Consider the following 21,578-nt stretch of genomic DNA (forward strand, 5'->3'; position numbering starts at 1 on the left):
ATGCTCAAGACCCTGCGCGCCACCCTCCTCTGTGGCGCCAGCCTCGGCTTCGCACTCGCGGCTTCGGCGGCCAAGGCGGACACGGTCGGCGAGGTCGACACCGCCTTCAAGCTCATCGGCCCCGACCACAAGATCGTGGTCGAGGCCTACGACGACCCCAAGGTCAGCGGCGTCACCTGCTACGTCTCGCGCGCGCGAACCGGCGGCATCGCCGGCGCCTTCGGCGTGGCCGAGGACAAGGCCGAGGCCTCCATCGCCTGCCGCCAGGTCGGCCCGGTGAGCATCACGCAGCCGCTGCCCAAGCGCGAAGAGGTCTACAGCGAACGCCTGTCGGTGCTCTTCAAGCGCCTGCGCGTGGTGCGCATGGTCGATCCCAAGCGCAACACGCTGGTCTACCTGACCTACTCCGACCTGCTGATCGACGGCTCGCCCAAGAACAGCGTGACGGCCGTGCCGGTCGATCGCGGCACGCCGATCCCGCTCAAGTGAAGGGGCTGCTGAAGGGCTCGGCGATGCGAGTTTGCTAGCATCGTCCGAGCGGCCGACACCGAGATGTCGGCCTTCGACGGAACCCTCCGCAACGAATCCGTTCCAACAGCGTCATGCACCTTCAGACTTTTGTTTTCCGAACCGCCGCCACGCTGCTCGTGGCTGGGGGCATTGCCGCCTGCACCACGCCCGGCCCCACGCCGCCGCAGCAGCCTGTTCCAGGCGCTACGCCGCCGCCACCGCGCCAGGCGCTCTTCATCCGCCCCGCCGCCGGCACCACCGTCGGCCGCTTCGACGGCGTGCGCAACAAGGGCCTGGACATTGCGGGCAACCTGGGCGACCCCATCGTGGCCTCGGCCGACGGCCGCGTGGTGTACGTGGGCGGCGAGCTGCGCTCCTACGGCAACATGGTCATCGTGAAACACAACGAAACCTTCCTCACGGCCTACGCCCACGCGAAGACCATCCTCGTGAAGGAAGGCGCCGTGGTGCGCCAGGGCCAGAAGATCGCCGAAATGGGCAACAGCGAATCCGACCGCGTGAAGCTGCATTTCGAGATCCGCAAGAACGGCACCGCCGTCGATCCCGAGCCGTACCTCAACGGCCGTTTGCAGCAGTAAACGTAAAAGCCGTTACAGCAGGCTTTCGGGCACCAGGGGCGCCAGCAGCTCCAGCCGCCAGCGGGCCCAGAAATGGGTCTCGGGCTCGGTGTGCAGGATGGTGTCCGCCCCGTCGCCCGACGCCGGGTTCACCCACTCGATGCCGCCGCGCGGCCCCAGCTGAAGCTGGTAGGCGCCGTCCAGCCGCATGAAACCGATCAGGCTGGTCAGCTGCTGCGCGATCTGCGGGCTGAAGATGAACAGGCCGATCTCGGTGTTGTGCAGCGCCGAGCGCGGATCGAAGTTCATCGACCCGACGAACACCACCTGCCCGTCGATCACGGCCGACTTGCCGTGCAGCCGCCCGCTGGCCGAGCCGTAGATGCCGAAGCGCTTGGTCTGCTCCACGCGCTTGGGGCTCAGCTCGTACAACTCCACGCCCAGACGCAGCATCTGCGCGCGGTAGCGGCGGTAGCCGATGTGCACCAGCGACTCGTCGGTGGCCGCCAGCGAGTTGGTGACGATGGTGTAGCCCACGCCATTGCCGCGCACGATCTGCATCGTCTCCATGCCGCCCCGCCCGGGGATCAGGTACGGCGTGGTCAACAGGACCCCGTGCTGTGCGCCGCGCAGGTAGCGCTGCACGTTGTAGAGCACGCTGTCGGCGGCCTGGTCGGCCGGCAACCCGCGCCCTTCGTCGGTGGGTGCCAGCGCCTTGGCGGGCGCGTCGGCGTACGCCTCGGCGCGCGCCCAGCTCAGCGCGAGCTTGCCGGCGTTGAGGTCCTTGGCCAGCGGGTTGTGGCCCAGCAGGTCGGTCGATTCGGGCTCTTCGGGGTGCAGCGTCTCGGGCCCCGTGGTGAGCCGGTCGAAGCGCTCGCGCAGCGCCTGCGCCGACGCGTTGCCGCGCGGCACCAGCGACTCGATGGGATAGACGTATTGGCTGTTCCAGTACATGTCGAACAGCGAGGACAGCCGGGGCACCACGGCACCGGCCACCAGCGTGTCGATGTCGATGAAGTTGGAGCCCCCGTCGCGCAAAAAATACTCGTTGGCGATGTTGCGCCCGCCCATGACCGCCATCGTGTTGTCGACCACGAACAGCTTGTTGTGCATGCGCCGGTGCACGCGGTCGAAGTCCAGGATCGACCACGCCCAGCGCGTGCCGAAGCGCGAACGCCCGGCCGGGAACGGGTTGAACAGGCGCACCTCGACGTTCGGGTGCGACGCAAAGCTGGTGAACAGCGGATCGGCGCCCGCCGTGTACAGGTCGTCCACCAGCAGGCGCACGCGCACGCCGCGGTCGGCCGCGTCGCGCAGCGTGCGCAGCAGGTAGCGGCCGGTCTCGTCGTTCTGCACGAGGTAGTACTGCACGTCGATGGAGCGCTGCGCGCGGCGCGCCAGCTCGATGCGCGCATGCAGCGAGAACTGCGGCATCGGCAGCAGGCGAAAGCCGCTGAGCGGCTCGCCCGGCGGCGCGGCGGCCTGCACGAGGCGGCCCAGCGCGGTGTCCGCGCCGTCGGTGATGGCACTGGAGGGCTTGCGCACCACCTCGGTCGGCAGGCCGGCGCAACCGGCGAGCACGAGCATCGCCAGGCTGCACAGCAGCCAGGCGAACCACCGGGCGCGCGGCACGTCAGCCCGGGCAAACAGGTTCTGCATGAACGACAGGAAATGGGGAGGGCAAGGGCACGGAGCGAAGGGAGAAAGACACCGCTGCCGCGCGGCGCGATGCACGACCGCGCCCACGGGTGGCGGTTTCTACCATGCGCGGCGCCGGCGCGCTTTCAATGCCCCGCCGGTGCGTGTCAGTGCCCGCGCTCGGGCGACCACTGGCGCACGAAATGCTCCGCGCGCACGTTCGCGCGCGCCACGGCCGAGTCCCACGACAGCTGCTGCGTGATGACCAGGGCGCAGCGCGTGATGCCGTCCAGGCTCAGCGCCGCGATGCCGGCGTAAGTGCCCTTCGGCGTGCGCGTGAGTTCGAACCATCCCGTCCAGCCGTCTGGAACGTGGAGATCGAGTCGGGCCGATTCCATGATGAATTCATCATAGGCCTTTAGTTTTCATTTGCAAACATTGCATACAAAAGAGACCGCCTAGACATGCATGCCTGACCGGCGACCCGACGGCAGGCGTTGCATCGCCTGGCGCAGCGTGGAATCCACCCGCCGGAGCGACAGCCCGTGCCGCACGGCCACCTCGTGCCGCGTCAGCTCGTGCACGCGCAAGGCCACAAAGATGTCCTGGTGACGGTGCGGCAGCCCCTGCATCGCGCGTTCGACCGCCTTCAGGTCGGAGCGCGCCTCGGCGATCAGCTCGGGCCCCGGCGCGTGATCGGCCACCTGCGCGAGCGTGTCCTCCGCCTCGCCGGCGTACTGCCAGGGGCGCTCGGCGCGCAGGCGGTCCATCGCCGCATTGCAGGCCACGCGGAAGATGTAGGCCACGGGGTTCTGCAAGGTGTCCGTGAAGGCGGCCTCGCCCAGGCGCAGCCAGGCATCGTGCAGGCTTTCGGTGGCGGCGTCCGCACACCCCAGGTGCAGCGACAGCCGCCGGTGCAGTTGCGCGTAGTGCGCCACCAGCAGTTGCTGGACATCCGGTGGCGCAGGGGCGGCTCCCGCGGCATCGCCGCGGGGCAACAGGCAGACGTGCGACATGGTGCATCGCCGGCTAGCGGCCGCGCGGCAGGCCGCGCCGTTCGGGCTCGTTCAGGCGCGTCAGCTGCGCGTCGGTGAGCGCACCGTGCCCGACCATCTGGACGAAGCCCGACGGGTCGTAGCTCGCCTGCTCCGCCGGCCTGCGCCGCACCTCGGGGGCCTCGGGCGCGCCGGACGCGGGCTCGTTGCCGAAGCCCAGCACGCGCACCGAGAACACCGACGGCAGGCTCTGGCGCGCCGCAGCGCGTTCGCGCTGCATCACGTCCTGCGCCGCCGCCGTGGCCTGCGACGCCGCTGCGCTGGCGTTGGTCAGGGCACCGACATTCACCGACGCCACCACCGGCAGCCCCGTGCTCTTGCCCTGCACCGCCATGTTGTCGGCATTCACGATCTGCAGCGCCGCCAGGTTCACGTTGCCCGACACGCGGATGCCCGCCTCGCCCGCGTCGATGGTGCCCAGCGGCGCGATCAGGTCGATGTCGCCGGCCGGCACCTCGGGAATCGGGTTCAGCGTGGCAATGCCCGCGCCCGTGCTCGGCACGTCCGACGACAGCACCACGTTGCCCCAACGGTCGTACACGCGCTTGGGCGGCGTGTAGACCACGGTGGTCTTCGAGCCCCGGCCCGCGTTGATGTCGCCTTCGGCCGACCAGCCCAGCACGCTGCCGCCGAAGGTGGTCATGATCCGGCTCTGGCCCAGCAGGATGCTGCCCAGCGCGTACAGAGAAATGTCGCCCGCACCCTGCGTGATGACACCCGGAATCAGCGTGCCCACGGCCTGGGGCGCCGCGCCCTCGATGCCGAACACCTGGCGTCCGCCCGGCGTGAGCAGCGCGATGTCGCCGCCGAACAGCGTGTTGATGCCGGCCGCGCCGAACATCGTGATGTCGCCCCTGTAGCTCGTTCCCGGGAACAGCGACGCGATGGCGTTGCGCCCGCGCAGGTAGCTGCCGTAGCGCACGCCGGCCTCGTCGTTGTATTCGCGGCCGCCCTCCTTCAGTTCCGCGAAGTACACGCCGCGCAGGTAGATGCGCTGCTGTTCCGGCGGCAGTGCGTTGAAGAAGGCGAGCGCCTCCTGTGCGCCGCCCTTGCCGCTGTAGCCCTGCGAGGCTTCGAGCCAGTTCACCAGGTACAGCTGGCTCGCCTGCCGGTAGTCGTTGGCGAGCACGCGGCGCGGCGTGCCGGTGTCCGCGTCGAGACGGGCTTGCCGCTGCGCCATCCAGGCCGCCGCGCCGTTGTCGTCGCCGCTGTAGCCATGCTCGGCGCGCAGCCAGTCGCCCAGCGTGAGCTGGCGGTTGTAGTTCTTCACCACCTTGCCGGCCTGGTCGGCCAGCGGCTGGCCGCTCTGCATCAGGTGGGCCGGATCGAGGTAGCGCTGCGCAAAGCCCGCGTAGTCGGGCCCGTGGGCGCCCACGCCGGCCAACATCGCGATGCCCGCACCGGGCCGGCTGTCGCCCGGCACCACCGCGCCGAGGCTGCTGACCGAGGCCTTGTTCTCCATGCGGATGTCGCGCCCGGCCGTGATCTCCAGCGTGCCGGGGCCGGCCACGTTGAAGGTGCTGAACAGGATGTCGCGGCCTGCCGAGACCACCGAGATGTCGCCCGGCTTCTGGTGCGCGAACAGGTTGCCGTTGCTCGCGAAGTAGGTCTGCGCAATGCCGCCCGAATCCTCGGCCTGCCCGATGGGCGTGCCGCTCGCCACGATGTCTCGCCCAGCCATCATCCACACCGGCTGCGCGCCCTCGTACCAGGTCTGGCCGGCACGCGTCGCATCGTCAGGCCCGAAGCGCAGGATGCGCCCGCTGCTCACGCCGACCAGGTCGCCATGCACGGCGTAGAAGCGCGCCGGCTGCTCGCCCACCGCTTCGCCCGACACCGTGTTGGGGCCGAAGGCGAACAGCGGACGCACACCGCCGCCATCCAGGCGATTGCCGCCCGACAGGTTGTCCAGCACCGTGCCATCGCCGGTCGTGCCCTGGAAGGCCGGACGCAACGGCGTCGCCAGCGCAGAGGCCGCCGCGCCCGACTGGCTCACGGTGTTGCCTCCCGCATAGATCGAGTCGCTGGCCAGGAACTCCAGCATGCCGTGGGCCGAGGGCGCCAGCACCAGCGGCGTGCCCGTGCCGGTGTTGTCGAAGGTCGCCGCATCGCCATAGAACAGGCTGCCACTGGCGGCCACCGCACTCAGGATCGAGGGGTACACGAAGGCCGAGTCGGTCACGGGTACGCCCGCGCCACCCGTCACCGGCACCAGGTTGCCGCCTGCGCCGAAGAGGCGGATGGCCGTGTGCGGTGTCCACAGGGTGAACCAGCTCTGGCCCCGTCCTTCCAGGCCGTTGGCGCTGAACGGCGTGGCATTGGGGAGGTCGACGCGCGTCGGATCGATCACCCCCTTGACCACCAGGTCGCCACGCGTGGCGAGCGTGTAGTTCGCATCGCCCGGGGCCAACACGATGCCGCCTTGCGCCATGCCGCGGGTTGCCGTGTAGAGGTCGTAGGCGCGGGTCTCGCGGGGCGACTGCGCCCGCTCGGAGAGCCCATAGACCCGGGGCAGGCTGCCGAGGGTGCCGGCCTGCAGCTGCACGTCGCCCCGAAGGTTGACGATGGCCCCGTTGAGCCCGGCGTCGGAGTCGCCACCGGCACCCTCGACGTAGGGCGTGTGGAGCGGATTGAAGGCGCCTCCCACGCGCACGAGCACGTCGCCACCGCCCGTCAGGCTCAGGCTGCCGTCGGCCAGCACACGGCCGGTGCCGCCCACCGCCAGCACCAGGCCCTGGCTGCGCCGGCTGTCGATGGACGAATCTGTCTTGGCGCCGCGCCGTCCCTGCAGGCCCGCATTGCCGCCCACGTCCACGCGCAGGTCGCCGCCGCCCAGCGTGCCGAAGCCGGTGAAGCCGAGCAACTTATCGGCCGCCCCGGTCGTGCCGACATACGAGCCGAAGTTGATCCACCACGCCGTGGGCTGGTCCTGCGCGCCGCCGAAGCTGTCGCCCGTGCCCTGGCGCCACAGCCAGTTGCCGATGGCGCCGCTGCTGAAGCCCTTGTCGGCAGGATTCGGCCGCCCATAGCCGCTGCCGCCGGCGGTCAGCGTCATGTCGCCGGTCAGGTCGCCGCCGGCCTGGAGCGTCAGGTTGCCGCCGGAGGCGGGGTACCAGGCGCGTGCCAGGTTCTGCGTGCCGCCATCGACGAACTTCTCGTAGCCACCGCTCGCGTCGTTGAGCACCGTGCCCTTGGCGCCCACCGCGCGCGGCAGGTTGTAGGGGTCGCCGGCCCGCGTGGCCTGCGACGAGGCGCCGGCGGTGTACACGCCGAACAGCGAATCCATGCGCAGGTTGCCGGCGGCCAGCAGGTCGAGATCGGCCGCGCCGGTGCGCACCACGCTGAAGCGCGTGCTGCCCGGCAGGTAGCTGTACTCCGGGGCGGTGATGACGCAATAGCTGGGAAGGTCCACGCAAAGCTCCGGGTACTGGATGTCCGCGAAATCGATGGGCTTGCCAGCCATGCTCTCGTCGCCCACGAAGTTGATGGACCCTTCCACGCTCCACAACGCGCCGCCGGGCTTCAGCTTGCCGAACATCCCGTAGTGGCTGTCCGCCAGCCGCAGGTCGCCCCGGCCCGCCGCCGGATGCACCTGCACGATGCGGTTGTCCGCCGCGTTCAGGTCTGCACCCGCGGCCAGCCGCACCGACCACGACTGCGAACCTTCAGGCAGCATCGCCGCCGCGGCCCACAGCCTGCCGGCACCGTCCGGACGCAGATTCACCGAGGTCACGCCGGCGGGCAGCTTGATGTTGGTCGCGGCCGGGAGCAGCGCGCCCAGCGGCAGCGTGAGGGCGCCGTTGAGCACGAACTTCTTGCCGTCGCCGGGCAGCGGCACGCCCTTGGGCCACACCACGCCCGACAGCGTGGCCGCCGACGGCAGGCGCATGCCGGCCCCCAGGCGCGTGCCCACCGGCAGCGTCACGTTGGCGCCGCCCACGATGCTGCCCGCTGCGAACAGCAGCGTGCCCGAGGCGTCGCGCACGTCGGCGCTCAGCACCGTGCCCACCTTCAGTTCGAGCGCCTTGGCCAGCACGCTGGCCACCGGCATCACCTGCCCGGCCCCGAAGGCCGTCGACTTGATCGGCAGGTCGTAGTTGAGCGTGCCGGCGCCCCCCTCGAAGGTCGTGCCGTCGGCCAGCACCACGCCGCCGCGCGGCAGCACGGTGTCGCCGCGCAGCAGGTTGACGCCCGGCAGCAGCAGCCAGCCGCCGTCGTCCGGCGTGTCGGGCGGCGGCGCAAAGCCGTCGTTGATGCTGCCGAAGATGTCGAGGTTGCCGCCCGCGCGCAGGGCCAGCGCGCCCACCTCGCCCGAGCCGTACACGCCGGTCTTTTGCGTGTGCGGATTGGCGCTGGCGTAGCGGTAGCCCGACAGGTCGATGTCGCCCTGCACCACCAGGTCGCCGTCGGGCGTCTTGCTGACGATCTGCACGCCGGGGCGCAGGTGGAAGGCATCGGCATAGCGCGCGTTGTTCAGGCCTGCGAGCTTGCCGTTCATCAGCGCGCCGTTGGCCAGCGCGTTGTCGATGAAGACGGTGCTCTGCAGGTGCTTGGCGTCGAGGTACGCCTGGTCGATGACCTGGTAAGGCCGGCCGGTGGCCGCCGCGTCGGTGCCGAAGCGGGCATCGTCGTAGCGCCACATGCCGTTCACGGCGATGGAGCGCGCGCCCTCGATGGCGATGTTGCCGCTGGCGTCGATGCGGATGTCGCCAACGGTCTCGCCGGTGCGGCCCGCGTTGAGTTCCAGCGTGCCGCGCGCCCTGCCGTCGTTCTGACCCGGTTCGCCGCCCACCGTGGCGTCTGTGCCGTGGCGCAGGTCGATGCGCGAACCCGAGGCCAACGTGAGCTGGCCGTCGTTCGACGTGAGTTCGACCATCGCGCGGTTCGGCGAATCGATGATCTGGCCGTGGCTGTCCACGCGCAGCGTGCGGCCGTGCGCATCGAGCACCGCGCTGCCGGCCAGCGTGAGGTTGTGCTTCGCGGCCAGGCTGATGCGGCCCACACGCTCGCCGCTCGCATCGATGGTGCCGGTGACGGTGAGGCTGCCGTTGTCGAGCGACACGTTCACCTCGCCGGCCTTCAGGCCGTCGCCGATGGTGAGGTCGCCCTGGCGCAGCTGGAAGCTGCGCGCGCCGAACACACCGCCGTCGTTCAGCCGCTGGTTGAGCGCCGCGAATTCGGCATCGCCGAACTGCCGCGCGCGCACGTCCATGCTGCCCGCCGCGAACGGCACCCGCGTGCCGCCCGCGTCGTAGTGGCCGCTGCTCGCGCCGAGGATGCGGCCCTGCAGGTCGACCGTGCCGGCGGCATCGTCGAGCGCCATCGCCTTCAGCGTGCCGGCGCGGTTGTTCTGCGCCGAGATGTCGATCACCGAGCCGGCCGCCTGCCGCAGGTTGCCGTGCAGGCTTTCGAGCACCACGTCGCCGCCGGCGCTGTACCTGCTCACGTCGTTGAACACCACCTCGCGGCCCGACAGGTCGAGCACCGCGCGGTCGGTCAGCGTGAGGTCGCGTTCGGCGCTCAGCGTGAGCTTGCCGCTGGGCAGCGCCACGGCGGTGTCGAGCGTCAGGTCGTGTCCGCGCAGGCTCAGCTCGGCGCCCAATGCGGCATCGCCGGTGGCCGCCGCCGGCGCGCCCGCGGGTGCGGCCACGCGCAGCGTGCCGCCCGCCGTGATGCGGTTCACCGAGCCTGCCTCGCCCGTCAGCAGCGGCGCCACGATGTTCAGGTTGCCGCCGCTGTACGCGTAGCCCTTGCCCGCTTCGTACGCGCCCTGCGCCTGGTAGACCGAGAGGCTGCCCTTGCCGTTCGCGCTCACGCGCTCGGAGGCCTTGAGGTTCACGTCGGCAAAGCCCAACACCAGGCGACCCGCGTCTTCCAGGCCGCTCGGCTGGCTGTTGGGGCCGTAGCCGAACTCGATGTGCTCGGCCTCGATGTTCAGCGTGCCGCTGCCGGTGCCCGCGCCGTCGCGCACCACGGCAGCAGGCGCCGTGGTCGCGCCCTGCCACACCAGGCGACCGGTGCGGATGGTGGCCACGTCGTCCGCGCCGCCCTGCCCGTAGATGGCGGGCGTGGCCAGCACCAGCTGCGCCATCGTCGCCTTGCCGGTGGCGGGGTCGATGGTGTCCAGCGCCGCGGTGCCGAAGAAGTTGACGCCGCCGCTGGCGCTCAGTTCCAGCGTTTCGAGCGCGGGCGCGCCGTACTGCCGGTCGCCGCGCAGCAGGCGGTCGAGCAGGGCCTGGCTCATGGCCAGTCCCGGCGGCAGCGTGTGGTTCTGTGCGGCGGCGGCCAGCGCGGCACTGTCGCCCACGTTGATGCCGCGCACCGCCAGCGTGAGGTGGCGCGTGCCGTAGCGCACCGCCTCGTTCATCTCGAAGCGGTCGGGCGTCACCATGGCGATGGTGCCTTCGGAATACAGCTCGGTCTGCCCGCTGCACGACGCGCTGGCACACACGCCGATCTGCAGGCTGCGGTTGTCCGACGCGGCCTGGGTCTGGGGCACCGGCAGCGTGCTCACCCGGCCGTTGGAAACCATCACCATCTGGCCGGTCGCGGCGTAGACGAAGCCGTCGCCAGCGTCGTAAGCCGCCTTGCCACGGCCGAGGGTGTGGATGCGCGCGCCCTGCTCGACCACCACGCCGAGCGGCGTGCCCTCGGTCACGCCCACCGCGGCCAGGAACACCTCGGGCGCGGACAGCACCGCCCCCTGGCGCAGCACCACGCTGTTCCCGCCGTCGCCGGTCTGGATGACGTTGCCGCTCTGCCCGTAGTCGGCGCCTTGCAAGCCGCCGATGACCAGGCGCGACGCGCCCATGCCGCTGAGTGCGCCGGCGTCGAGCGTGACGCCCTGGAAGCCCGCCGTCGCCGGCGCGCCGGCCGCGACGATCTCGAGACCGAGCTGCTCCTCGCTGCTCGTGGCCACCACGGAACCGCCCCGCCCGCCCTCGCCCACCTGGAAGCGCGCCGTGCCGTCGAAGCGCAAGGCCTCGGCGCCCGCACCGGGTGCGAGCTTCAGGTGCAGGTTGCGCGCGTCCGCCGGCAGCATGGCGCGCGGCACGCCCACGCGCAGCGCATCGGCGCGCACGAAGTCGGCGTAGCCCATCTCGTTGTATTGCGAGTAGCTGCGCAGCACCTCGCCCGAAGTCACGATCGCCTGACGGAACAGCGTGTCGCCGATGCCGGTGCGGCCCACGCCCAGCTGCGCGGCCGTGAGCCACGAGCCGTTGCGCATCGCCAGCGTGCCGGTGGGCGCGCCCAGGCCGGCCGCGCCGTTCAGCTCCACGCGGAAGGCGCCCTGCTGCAACGCATAGGTCGAGGGCATCAGCGTGTAGGTGCCCGCGAGCAGGCCCGGCACGCCAGCGCCGATGGTGATGTGCTGACCCACGAGCGGATCGACCGCGCCCTTCTCTGCACCCGTGGGCGCCACTGCCGGCTGCACGCCGGGCACGATGGCATACACCGGGTTGGTCGCGAGCCCCGGCAACGTGAAGCCGCCGCGGGCGCCGACCTGCATCAGCGGGCTGAAGCGCGCGTCGGTCGAGCCGCCGCGCCCGCTCACGAAGCCCGCGCCCCTGAGGTTGCCGCCGCCCGACAGGTCGAGCGTGGCGCCTTCCTGGCCCTGCACGCTGGCCCCCATGAACGTGAGGCCGATCGTCTGGTTGCGCTTGTAGGTATCGCCCGCGCCCACGCCAGTGAGCTTGACCTGCTTGCCGTCGTACAGGTAGTTGATGCCGTCGACCGTGCCGCCATAGGGCATGTTGAGCCCCTCGCCGCTCACCGAGGTGAGACTGCCGGGCAGCAGCCTGACCTGCGTGGTGAGCGCGTCGCCGAGCGTCAGCTGGCCGAGCGGCACCCGCACCACACCTCCCTGCTCGATGACGCCGGCGCGCAGCGACAGGTCACCGAAGGCCGAGTACGGCACCTGCGGGCTCGCACCCGTGCCCTCGATGCGCAGCACCGTGTCGGGCCGGTAGGTGCCGTCCGGCGCCAGGCCCGCGGACACCAGCGCCACCACGCCCGTGGCCGGGTAGATCTGCGCGGCGCGCAGGGTCAGGCTGCCGGGCACGACGAGGCTCGTGGAAACGCCGACGTCTTGCCGGCCTTGCAGAAAGCGCAGGTCGCCGCTGCTGGCCAGCGTGACATGGCCGAAGGCGGCCAGGTCGACCGTGGGCGCTTCGCTCGCGCTGTCGAGCATCGGGACCTTGCCATTGACGCCGAAGCCCATGCCGTCGCGGATGTCGATCAGGTCGCCGGCCACATCGAGGCGGGCGCCGGACGGCACGCGCACCACACCGCCCTCGGCGATGGGCGCCCTCAGCACTTCACGCGAGAACGACGGCATCGCGCCGGCCAGCCGCACGTGCGCGGCCGACAGCGCCACGTGCGCGTCGTCGGGTGCGTCCTTGGCAAGCGCAAGGCCGCCGGCATAGATCTGCAGGCCCTGCCGCAGGCGCAGGTCGACGCCGTCTTCGAAGGCGAGCGTGGAGCCGGCAAACAGCGAGAGGCTGTCGAAGCCGCCGCGCCGGACCGTGTCGGTGCCCAGCCGGCCCTGGCCGTAGGCGAGCGCGCCGTCGTCGACGCCGGCCTGCAGGGTGTCGGGCGCCAGCGGTGCCCCCTGCTCAACGCCCAGCACCAGCACGCGGTGCCGGCGCACGCGGTCTTCCGCCTGCTGCAGCGGGTCCAGGTGCAGGCGCAGGCCCGGCGTGCCGAGCACCACGGCCAGCGTACCGCCGGCCGCGCGCTCCCCGCCCGCGACGGCGCGCAAGCTGCCGTCCAGCTGCAGCCCGTTGTACGACGCGAGCGAGATGCTGCCGCCATTGCTGCTCACATCGGTCGCGCCCATGCCGGGCACGTCGAGCACCGCATGCGTGCCCGAGGCATCGAGCAGCGCGCCCGGGCGCACGACGACGAAGTTCTGCGACGCGGTGGCCTTGCTCCCCACCGGATCGATCTCGCCGCCGACCACGATGCTGCCGCCGTCGCGCACCAGGCCGTAGCGCTTGCCGGTGGTGTCGGTGGCGGTGGCCGCGTGCGCCGACGCATCGAGCACCGCCTGCCCGCCGATCCAGATCGAGCGGGCATGGGCCGTTGCATTGGCAATGTCGGCCTCGAGGTCGGTGATGTCCACCGTCTTCAGCACGATGCGCCCGCCGTTCGCGCGCAGCGTGCCGTCCACCGTGAGCTGGCCGGCGCTGCGCACCTCGATGGCCTGGCCCGGGTCGACATGGATCGCCGCGCCCTTGCCCACCACGGCCTGCACCGTCGGCAGCTCCTTGGCGAGCGTGGTCGTCGTGCCGGCCTGCAGCGACAGGCTCGCGCCCTTGCGCTGCGTGAGCACCGCTTGGGTGGCGTCTTCCTGGTAGAGCGGCGGCGTCCACACCTCGAGCGCGTCGGCCGGACGGCTGCCGGTGGCGACGTCCTGCGCGTGGGCGCCGAAGCGGTACACCGGCATCGTCACGTCGATCTGCGCACCGTCGGCCACGGTGAGGCCATGGTTGCCGATGAGCGCATAGCGGCTGAAGCCCTTGTCGAAGAAACCGGCGTCGAGCATCAGCGTGTCGGCCTGCGCCGTGCCCGAGGTGTCGCCGATGGCGACGCGCATCGTCTGCACGCTCAGCGTGCCGCCACCGTCCACGCCGTGGCCGCGCAGCACCGCGCCGTCGAGCGCGACATGGCCACTGCCCGTGTTGAAGCCGTCCGCCTCGAGCGTGACGCTGCCGCCCTTGCCGCCTTGCTGTTTGGCCTTCGACAACAGCGCCGCGCCGGACGACACGTCGATGACGCTGCCGGTGCCCAGCACCACATCGCCGGTGCTGCGCACGGACACGCTGCCGCCGTTGCGGTAGGCCACGCCGCCCGCGTCGGCCGGGTTCGTCAGCAGGTGGGTCCACAGGCCGCGGGTGTCGAGCGTCGCGCCGCCTGCGAGCACCACCGAGCTCGTGCCGCCGTCGGGCGCGGTGAGCGTGCTGGTGTCCTTCAGGTAGTTGAGGCTGACCTGTTCGAGCACGTTGCCCAACTGGATGCCGCCGCCGCGCGCGACGAGGTCGGCGTTGACCTTCACGTTCGGGCTGTACAGCACGAGGTGGCCGCCGTCGCCGACCTGCAGCGCCTTGTCGACCGCGATGCTGTCGGTGGCCGCGATGCGCACCGCGCCCAGGCCAAAGCCGCTGAGCTGCGCCGCATCGAGCACCAGCGTGTCGCGGCGCTCCGCGGGCAACACCGTCGAGAGGTCGAGCCCCGCCGCAATGCCTTCGGCCGTGTCGCCGAGCACCACGTTCTTGATGCCCGCAGCATCGAGCCGCCGGTGGATCGCACCGCCCGTCTTGTCGTAGTAGGCGTCGTAGCGGCCCACGACGAGCTGCCCGCGCTGCGCCACCGCGCCGGTCGACTGCTGGTAGCCATCGAGCCCGGCCTGCCGCGCCTGCGTCTGCCGGTCGCCCTGGAAGGTCTCGCCGACGATCGCGCCCTCGAGCACCGCGGCCTGGGTGCCGACGATGAGCAGGCCGGCGTCGCGGCCCACGGTGTAGCCGCTTTCCAGCCGCGTCTGTGGGCCGATCAGCGGGTTGTAGAAGAAGCCCGTCGTCTTCTTGCCCCAGCGCGCGTGTTCGTCTTCGAAGCCCTTGTAGACGCCCGTGTAGCGCAGGTCGCCCGGCGCCTTCGACACTTCGTAGAGCCGCCCGTCCGCGCCCTTGAGCCAACTCTGGTTGAGCTTGCCCGTGAGCACGTCGAGCGTGCCGCCCGAGATGTTGATGCTCGCGCCACGCTGCGTGACCAGCTCGCCGCCGCTGAAGCCCACCACGCCGCCCTGCGCCATCCACTCGCCCACGCCGTGCGCCTGCGTGCCCAGGTAGCCGCTCACCTCGAGCAGGCCGCCGCCGGTGTACCAGCGCTCGCCCTGGTAGCCGCCGGTGCCGCCGGGCACGAAGACCAGCGAGCGCCGGTCGATCCACAGGTCGTTGTTGTTGAGGTTCTTGCTGTCGCGGTTGAGCGGCGCATCGCGCTGCTCGTTGCCCTGCACGTTGATCTTGATGTTGTTGGACTCCATCGCGAGCTTCACGCCCACCGCGCCCGACACGTCGATGCGCGCACCCTCGCGCACGAGGCTGCGCTGCTTCGCGTCGACCACCACCTGGCCGCCGGTGGCCAGCGTGAGCGAGCCGGCCTGGAACTCGACCGTGCCGCCGCTGGCGACTTCGACGCGCGACAGGTCGCGGCGGTCGTTGCCCGCCAGCACGATGCTGCCGGTGCCCAGCAGGACCGCCGGCGCCATGAGCCCGGCGCGCTGGCTGTCGAGCGCGGTCGCGCCGCCGGTGTCGAGCACGATGGCCGTGGTGCTGCCTTCGCCGAACCGGACCTGGCCCGTGGCGCCGGTCGCGTTCAGGTGCACCGTGCCGCGTGTGTTGACCGAGGTGCTGGACAGGATGACGCCGCCCTGCACCACCTCGCGCCCGGCCAGCGTGACGTCGCCGGTGGTCGCCTGGATCAGCCCGGTGTTGCGCACCGTGCCCGCCGGGCTGTTCGTGTCCAACGTGACCGCGACTTCGTTGCCGCGCGTGGTCGAGCCCAGGTTGCCGTCGGTGCCCACGCCCTTGCGGATGGTGAAGTGGTCGCCTGCCGCGAGCATCGTCTGCCCGCCGGGCGTGGCGATCTCGCCGGCGTTGTGCACCTCGGCGCCCAGCAGCAGCACATAGCCGCCGCCCTGCGTGGCCGAGCCCGGCGCGGGCGTGGAAAGCCGTGCGCCGGGCTGCACCTCGACGCGGCCTTGCGCGTTCTTGAAGTTGGGCGTGTTGCCGTTGGCGTACACGCCGTGGGCCTGGAACTGCGCGTCGTCGATCTGCGCCGCCGCGGCCACGAGGTTGCGCGTGTCGACCTGGCTGCTGCCGCTGAACACGATGCCGTTGCGGTTGAGCACCATCACCGTGCCGTCGGCCTTGATGCGGCCCTGGATCTGGCTCGGCCGCGCCTGCGGGTCGTTCACCCTGTTGAGCACCGCCCAGTCTTTCTGCTGCGCGAAAGCCACCGTGGTGTTCTTGCCGACGTTGAAGGTCTCCCAGTTCAGGATCGCCTTGTCGGCTGTCTGCTCGACGGTGACGACCGTGCGGCCATCGACCTGCCGCTGTGAATCACCGGTCAGCGCGCGCGCATTCGACCAGCCGGCGGTCAGCGAATTCGTGTCGACCTTCAGGCCGCCTTCGGCCAGGCCGTCGGGCACCGAGGGGTCGTTCTGCGCGGCGCGCCGCGCGGCCGCCTGTGCTGCCTGCTGCGCCGCGATGCCGCGTGCCGCCAAGTTCAGGTTGCCGATGGACTGCTGCAGCTGCTCGCTGGCGCGCTGCTGCTGCGCGAGCGGACTCGTGAGCTGCGCCGCCGGCGACCCGTTGGGCATCAGGCCGGTGGCCGTGGCCGTGGCCTGCGCCGCGCCCTTGGCGTTGAACCAAGTCGGGCTGAAGGCGCGCTGCGCATGCGCCGGTGCGGCGGCCGCGCCGGCGGCCAGCGCCAGCGCCATGGCCTGTGCCAGCGGCGAAATCCGGAAACTCCTCGCCTGCACGGCAGCGCCCTGGCGGCGGCTGCGGTGTCCCTCGTGTGTGTTCATCTGACGCCCAGTAAAGAATGAAATGCACCGGCACGGAATCCGTGCCCCTTACTGGACAGACCGACAGACGCAAACAAAACCGCTAAGTTTCTGGACCAATCCTGAGCGCACGCGAGGGCCAATCAGGCTGTCACATTCATCAGCTAAGCAGCAGCACGCCGCCCGGCAGCGCGCGCGCCTCGAGGTCGTACGAGCGCTGGATCTGCACCAGCACCGTGTCGAGCGAAGCGATGGCGAAACGCCCGCTGACTTCGCGCCCGGCCAGGCGCTGCGCCAGCAGCACCACGCGGCCCGGCCGGTAGCGGTTGATCTCCTCGATCACGTGCGCCAGCGGCGTCTGCCTGAACACGAGCACGCCGCTGCGCCAGGCCGAGGCCTCGCGGGTTGCCACGGCTGCCACCGGCCCGAGCGAACCCGCGTCGTACAGCACCTGCTCGCCGGCCTGCAGATCGCGCGTGCCCCTCGCGTGCGTGACGCGCACGCGCCCTTCGAGGCAGGTCACGCAGCCCCGGCCCGCGAGGTAGCGCACCTCGAAGCGACCGGCCTGCGCCTCGCTGCGGGCCGCGCCCGCCACGACGCCGAAGGGCTGCGGCCCGGCCACCAGGTCGAGGGCCGCCTCGCCCGCGATCAGGTCGATGCCGACGACGCGGCCCTCGACACTGCGGCGCTGCACGCTGGTCTGCGTGTTGAGCACCAGGTCGACGCCCTCGGCCACCTGCACCGCGCGCTGCTCGCCGGTGGCCGTGCGGTAGTCGGCGTTCCACTCGCCGAGCGACGGCCACAGGCCTAGCGGCGGAGAGACCACCGCCACACCCGCGGCCCCGGCCGCGCCCACCGCCGCGCCGAGGAACGCGCGGCGCGCAGCCACCGGCCGCGCCGACAGCACGGGAGCTCGCTGGACTTCGGCCGGCATGCCGCCGATGGCCGGGTCGAGCGCTTGCCACAGGCGCCGGGCCTGCGCCAGCGCGGGCTGGTGCAGCGGGTTGCCATCGCGCCAGCGGCGAAAGCCCTCGACGTCGTGCTGCGTGGCCGCGCCGGACGACAGCCGGCGCAGCCAGGTCTGCGCTTCGCGCAAGGCCTGGGCGTGTGCATCGGACGGGGTCATCGGGGCGTCAACCCGTGCGCGTTGAAAGATGTCGCATACCCATGAGACGGCTCTCGACGCGGTGAACCGCACTTTATTTTTCATGCGGCTCCTTTGCTTCGGGCGTTCGACCCATGCGGGCGGCGATGTGGTCATGCGCTTCCTTGAGTTCCTTCTCCACCGTGCGCAGCGAGATGCCGAGCCGCGCCGCCACCTCGCGCTGCGGCAAGTGCTGCCAGCGCACCATCACCAGCACCTGCCGGCGCCGTGGCGGCAGCCGCTCGATGAGTGCGCGCAGCGTGGCCAGCTCCGCGCGGTCCTGCGCGATCTGCGCGGGCCCCGGCGCGGGGTCGGGCGTTTCGTCGAGCAGCGCCTCGATCTCGTCGGACGTGGCCAGGCGCCCCTGCTTCGCGACCTGGTCGTAGGCCAGGTTGACGGCCACGCGCAGCAGGTAGGCGGCAGGGTCGTGCACGCCGTCGATGTCGTCGCGGCTTTCCAGGCGCAGCCAGGTGTCCTGCAGCGCGTCGCCGGCGCGCTCGGCATTGCCCAGCCGCCGCGCGAGCCGCTGCTTGAGCTCGTCGTAGCGCGCGACCAGGAAGTCGCGCAACGCGGGCAGCGCGTTCTCGGGCATGGCGATGGCGTCAGCGGCGCACCGGGCACTCGAGCCCGGGCGTCTGCGAGCGCGGCAGGATCAGCATCGTGAGCGGCTGCGCCATGTCCGGCGGCGGCGCGCGATCGATGCGCAGCTGCCGCAGCGTGTCGAGGATGGCCTCGTCGCGCACGCGATCGCCGCTGGTGTGCAGCAGGAAGGCATGGGCGATGCGGCCGGTGCCGTCGATCACGAAACGCATCGCCGCGCGGTAGCCGCCCGGTGCTGAGCGCGGGTGGGCGCACAGGGCTTCCCAGACGCGGGTCTGCACCAGCCCGTCGTAGCCGCGGTGCGCGGTGGCGGGCCCGGCCTGCACCGCATCAGTCGGACGTGCCGACGCAGGCACAGCCGGAGTGAGCCGGAGCACGAAGGCGGTCGTGGCCCCCACGCCGGCGTCGTCGGCAACCAGGCCCGTGCCCGCGAGCAGCGCATCGAGGGCGGCCTGCGCATCGAACAGGCCGTGCACGGGCGCGGCTTGGCGTCCGGCCACGCGTTCGGCATCGAAGAACACGGGCAGTCCGGTCGCGCGGCCGTACTGCTCCAGCGCGGCGGCCAGCGGCTGGGCCGCAATGTCGAAGGCGATGCGCGCGGCCTGCGGCCGAAGCGGCGCCGCGTCGGACTGCGCGCGGGCGCTCATCCACGGCCCGGTCATGCAGGCGACCAGCGCGATGCCGACCAGGGAGACGAGAGGAAAGGAAGGAGGTGCATGCCGCATGAGTTCGATACGCCCGGCGAAAGCCGCCGCCCGGGGGGCATGTCGAAGCGGATGCTAGGTTCGCTTCGTGACGCTCGAATGACGCGGCCGGTCAGCGCAACGCCTTGCTCAGCACTTCGGCGACCCGGCCTGCGCGCAGATCGGCACGAAGATCCGCGCCCCCGCGCGCTGCACCAGCAGCGCCGCCGTGCCGTCGGCTCCTTCCAGCGCCTGGGTCAGGGCTTCGGCGCTGTCGATCGGCTGGCCGTTGAGCGCCAGGATGACGTCGCCCGGCTGCACGCCCGCGCGCGACGCCGCCACGTTCACGCGCTGCACCAGCAGCCCGCCCTCCACGCGCAGGAACTGCCGCTCGGCCGGCGCCAGCGGGCGCACCGCGAAGCCCAGGCGCGAAGGCACCGAGGCCGCCGTCGCCGCCTCGCCTTGCAGGCGCGGCGTGTCGTAGCCCTCCACCTTCACCTCGACCACGTGCTCGGCGCGGTCGCGCCACACCATGAGGCGCGCGCGCTGCCCCGGCACCTGCTCGGCGATGAAGCCCGGCGCGTCGGCCGCCTGCACCACCTCGCGGCCCTGCACCGACAGGATCACGTCGCCGGTCTTCAGCCCGCCGCGCGCCGCCGCGCCGCGCGGCTCCACGTCGGTCACCAGCGCGCCGGCCGGGCGCGGCAGGCGGAAGGTGTCGGCCAGCGCCTGCCCCACCTCCTGCACGGACACGCCGATGCGCCCGCGCGTGACGGTGCCGGTGGCCAGCAGCTGGTCCTTGATGCGCATGGCGGCGTCGATGGGAATGGCGAACGACAGCCCCTGGTAGCCGCCGCTGCGGCTGTAGATGCGCGAGTTGATGCCGATCACCTCGCCGCGCAGGTTGAACAGCGGCCCGCCCGAGTTGCCGGGGTTGATCGGCACGTCGGTCTGCAGGAACTGCATCGACTCCGCGCCCGGCAGCAACCGCCCCTTGGCGCTGACGATGCCGGCCGTCACCGAGTTGCCGAAGCCGTAGGGCGAGCCGATGGCAGCCACGCCGTCGCCGGGTTCCACGTCCGCCGGGTCGCCGATGCGCACCGTGGGCAAGCCGGTCGCGTCGATCTTCAGCAGGGCGACGTCGGCCAGTGCATCGAGGCCGATGAGCCGCGCCCGGAACTCGCGCCGGTCGGGCAGCTTCACGCGGATCTGCGTGCCGTGCGCGACGACGTGCGCGTTGGTGAGGATGAGCCCGTCGGCGCTCACGAGGAAGCCGCTGCCCAGGCTGCTCTCGTCGGCCTCGGCCGGCGGCGCGCGCAGCAGCCAGCGGTCGCTGAAGCGGCGCGCCGGCACCGAGGGCCGCTCCACGCCGATGTGGACCACGGCCGGCCCGAAGGCCTTCACCAATGCCGCGAGCCCTGGCACGGGCCAGGGCATGGCGGCGTGCAGCGGTACTGAAGCCGCCAGGCCCAGCAGCGCCACGCAAAGGCGGCGCGATCGGTCAGGTGCGCGCGACAAAGCTGAGCGTGAGTTGCAGCACCATCGGCTGGCGCATGTCGCGCGGCGGCGGCTCGGCCAGCGGCTGCGCGGTGAGCAGCGCGCGCAGGTCGGTGTCGGCCTGCGCATCGCCCAGCGAATCGAAGGCCACGCGCTCGACCTTGCCGCTGCCCGCGACCCACACGCGCACCACCACCGGCGCGGGCGGCACGGGCTGGCCTTCCTTCAGCATGCGTTCCTGCATCCACGTGTGCAACCGCACCACGGTGTCGCTGGCCGGGTCGCTGAGCGACGACTGCAGCTGGTTGCTGGCGAGGTTGGCGTAGCTGATCCAGTGCTGCGGCACCTGCGGCTGGGCCTGCGCCGATGCGGCCAGGGGCGCGGCGGCGGCGGACAGCCCGAGGCCGAGCCCGCCGAGCGCCAGGCGCAGGCGGCGCCAGCCGCGGGTCTTGCCGGAAGAAGAGGTCATGGGAGTTCCAATGAAAAATCGAAGAAGGACGCTCACCCGCACAGCACGCCGACCGACAGGGTCGAGGCCCGCGCGGCGGGCGACTGTTGGGGGCCGAGCTGCGGTTCGCGGCTTTGCGTGTAGGCGATGCCGTGGGCGTCCAGGAAGTCGCGCAGGCGCGCCGCCGGCACCGCGCGCACCCGCGTCACGCCGCCCGCCACGCCCGCGGCCGAGGCCGCGCGGCTGAGCACCATGCCCGAGGCATGCGGCGCGGCGGCGACACGCTCGACCACCACGCCGAGCAGCAGCCCGTCGGCGCCCAGCACCGCGCTGCCGCTGGCGCCGGGTTGCACGCCCGACAGCAGCTGCAACCCTTCCACGCCGGGCACGGTCATGGCGTTGCTGAGCAACGCCGCGCGGTCGGGCATGCGCTGCAGCACCGCGTAGGCCTCGGTGAACACGCCCACGCTGCCCGGGGCCGGCGTGCGCGCGTCCGCCGCGAGCGTGGCGTGCAGGTACGGCGTGAGGGTGGTGCGCAGCACCGCGACATCGAGCTCGGCGCTCTCGGCGATCACCCGGGCCTGCGTCACCTGCGCGTCCTTGAGGGCGAACAGCGAACGGCAGTCGGCCACCGCATGGCGCGCGGTCAGCACGTCGCCGGCGGCGTTGAGGAACACGCCGCTGGCGTTGGCCTCGGGCGGCGTGCCATGCGCCGCGCCGGCCAGGGCGGCGAACGCCATGGCCAGCAGGAACGACGCCCACGGGCGCGGGCGGGGGCCGGCAGAAGACAACAGCAGAGGGGGCATCGGACAGTCACGAAAGCTCTGAGACAAAGACGGAACTGCGCGCCCCGGAATGTC

General features: G+C 71.8%; 12 protein-coding genes. 2 read left to right on the plus strand and 10 right to left on the minus strand.

The window, feature by feature from the left end:
• Window positions 1-489: a CreA family protein gene (locus tag FFI97_RS00425; protein ID WP_062480278.1), complete on the plus strand. Its 489-nt coding sequence runs from the start codon at window positions 1-3 to the stop codon at window positions 487-489.
• A 113-nt stretch (window positions 490-602) separates the two neighbouring features.
• Entirely contained in the window at window positions 603-1,109 is a 507-nt protein-coding gene (locus FFI97_RS00430) for a murein hydrolase activator EnvC family protein (RefSeq protein WP_062480281.1), read from the plus strand.
• 12 nt (window positions 1,110-1,121) lie between these two features.
• Here FFI97_RS00430 and FFI97_RS00435 read toward each other — a convergent pair whose 3' ends face one another.
• The 10 genes from FFI97_RS00435 to FFI97_RS00480 form a co-directional block, all read right to left on the minus strand.
• Complete coding sequence (locus FFI97_RS00435) at window positions 1,122-2,747, minus strand: phospholipase D family protein (RefSeq protein ID WP_139703101.1); 1,626 nt, start codon at window positions 2,745-2,747, stop codon at window positions 1,122-1,124.
• Between the two features lie 146 nt (window positions 2,748-2,893).
• Window positions 2,894-3,124: a hypothetical protein gene (locus FFI97_RS00440; RefSeq protein WP_139703102.1), complete on the minus strand. Its 231-nt coding sequence runs from the start codon at window positions 3,122-3,124 to the stop codon at window positions 2,894-2,896.
• A 60-nt stretch (window positions 3,125-3,184) separates the two neighbouring features.
• Window positions 3,185-3,742, minus strand: coding sequence for an RNA polymerase sigma factor (locus FFI97_RS00445; RefSeq protein ID WP_139703103.1), 558 nt, complete (start codon window positions 3,740-3,742; stop codon window positions 3,185-3,187).
• A gap of 13 nt (window positions 3,743-3,755) precedes the next feature.
• On the minus strand, window positions 3,756-16,367 hold the full coding sequence (locus FFI97_RS00450; RefSeq protein ID WP_144004325.1) for a filamentous haemagglutinin family protein: 12,612 nt from the start codon (window positions 16,365-16,367) through the stop codon (window positions 3,756-3,758).
• Window positions 16,368-16,506: 139 nt separating this feature from the next.
• Window positions 16,507-17,472 carry a FecR family protein gene (locus tag FFI97_RS00455; RefSeq protein ID WP_185993524.1) on the minus strand — a complete coding sequence of 322 codons (966 nt, stop codon included), beginning with the start codon at window positions 17,470-17,472 and terminating at the stop codon, window positions 16,507-16,509.
• A gap of 73 nt (window positions 17,473-17,545) precedes the next feature.
• Window positions 17,546-18,082, minus strand: coding sequence for an RNA polymerase sigma factor (locus FFI97_RS00460; protein WP_062483065.1), 537 nt, complete (start codon window positions 18,080-18,082; stop codon window positions 17,546-17,548).
• 10 nt (window positions 18,083-18,092) lie between these two features.
• A complete protein-coding gene (locus FFI97_RS00465) occupies window positions 18,093-18,815 on the minus strand; it encodes a TonB C-terminal domain-containing protein (RefSeq protein WP_139703105.1) in 723 nt (240 codons plus the stop codon).
• A gap of 108 nt (window positions 18,816-18,923) precedes the next feature.
• Window positions 18,924-20,210 carry a trypsin-like peptidase domain-containing protein gene (locus FFI97_RS00470; protein WP_139703106.1) on the minus strand — a complete coding sequence of 429 codons (1,287 nt, stop codon included), beginning with the start codon at window positions 20,208-20,210 and terminating at the stop codon, window positions 18,924-18,926.
• A gap of 64 nt (window positions 20,211-20,274) precedes the next feature.
• Complete coding sequence (locus FFI97_RS33515) at window positions 20,275-20,739, minus strand: hypothetical protein (protein WP_185993525.1); 465 nt, start codon at window positions 20,737-20,739, stop codon at window positions 20,275-20,277.
• Window positions 20,740-20,771: 32 nt separating this feature from the next.
• On the minus strand, window positions 20,772-21,524 hold the full coding sequence (locus FFI97_RS00480; RefSeq protein ID WP_139703108.1) for a serine protease: 753 nt from the start codon (window positions 21,522-21,524) through the stop codon (window positions 20,772-20,774).
• Window positions 21,525-21,578: the final 54 nt, after the last annotated feature.

It is taken from the genome of Variovorax sp. KBS0712 (assembly GCF_006323185.2).
Classification (GTDB): domain Bacteria; phylum Pseudomonadota; class Gammaproteobacteria; order Burkholderiales; family Burkholderiaceae_C; genus Variovorax; species Variovorax boronicumulans.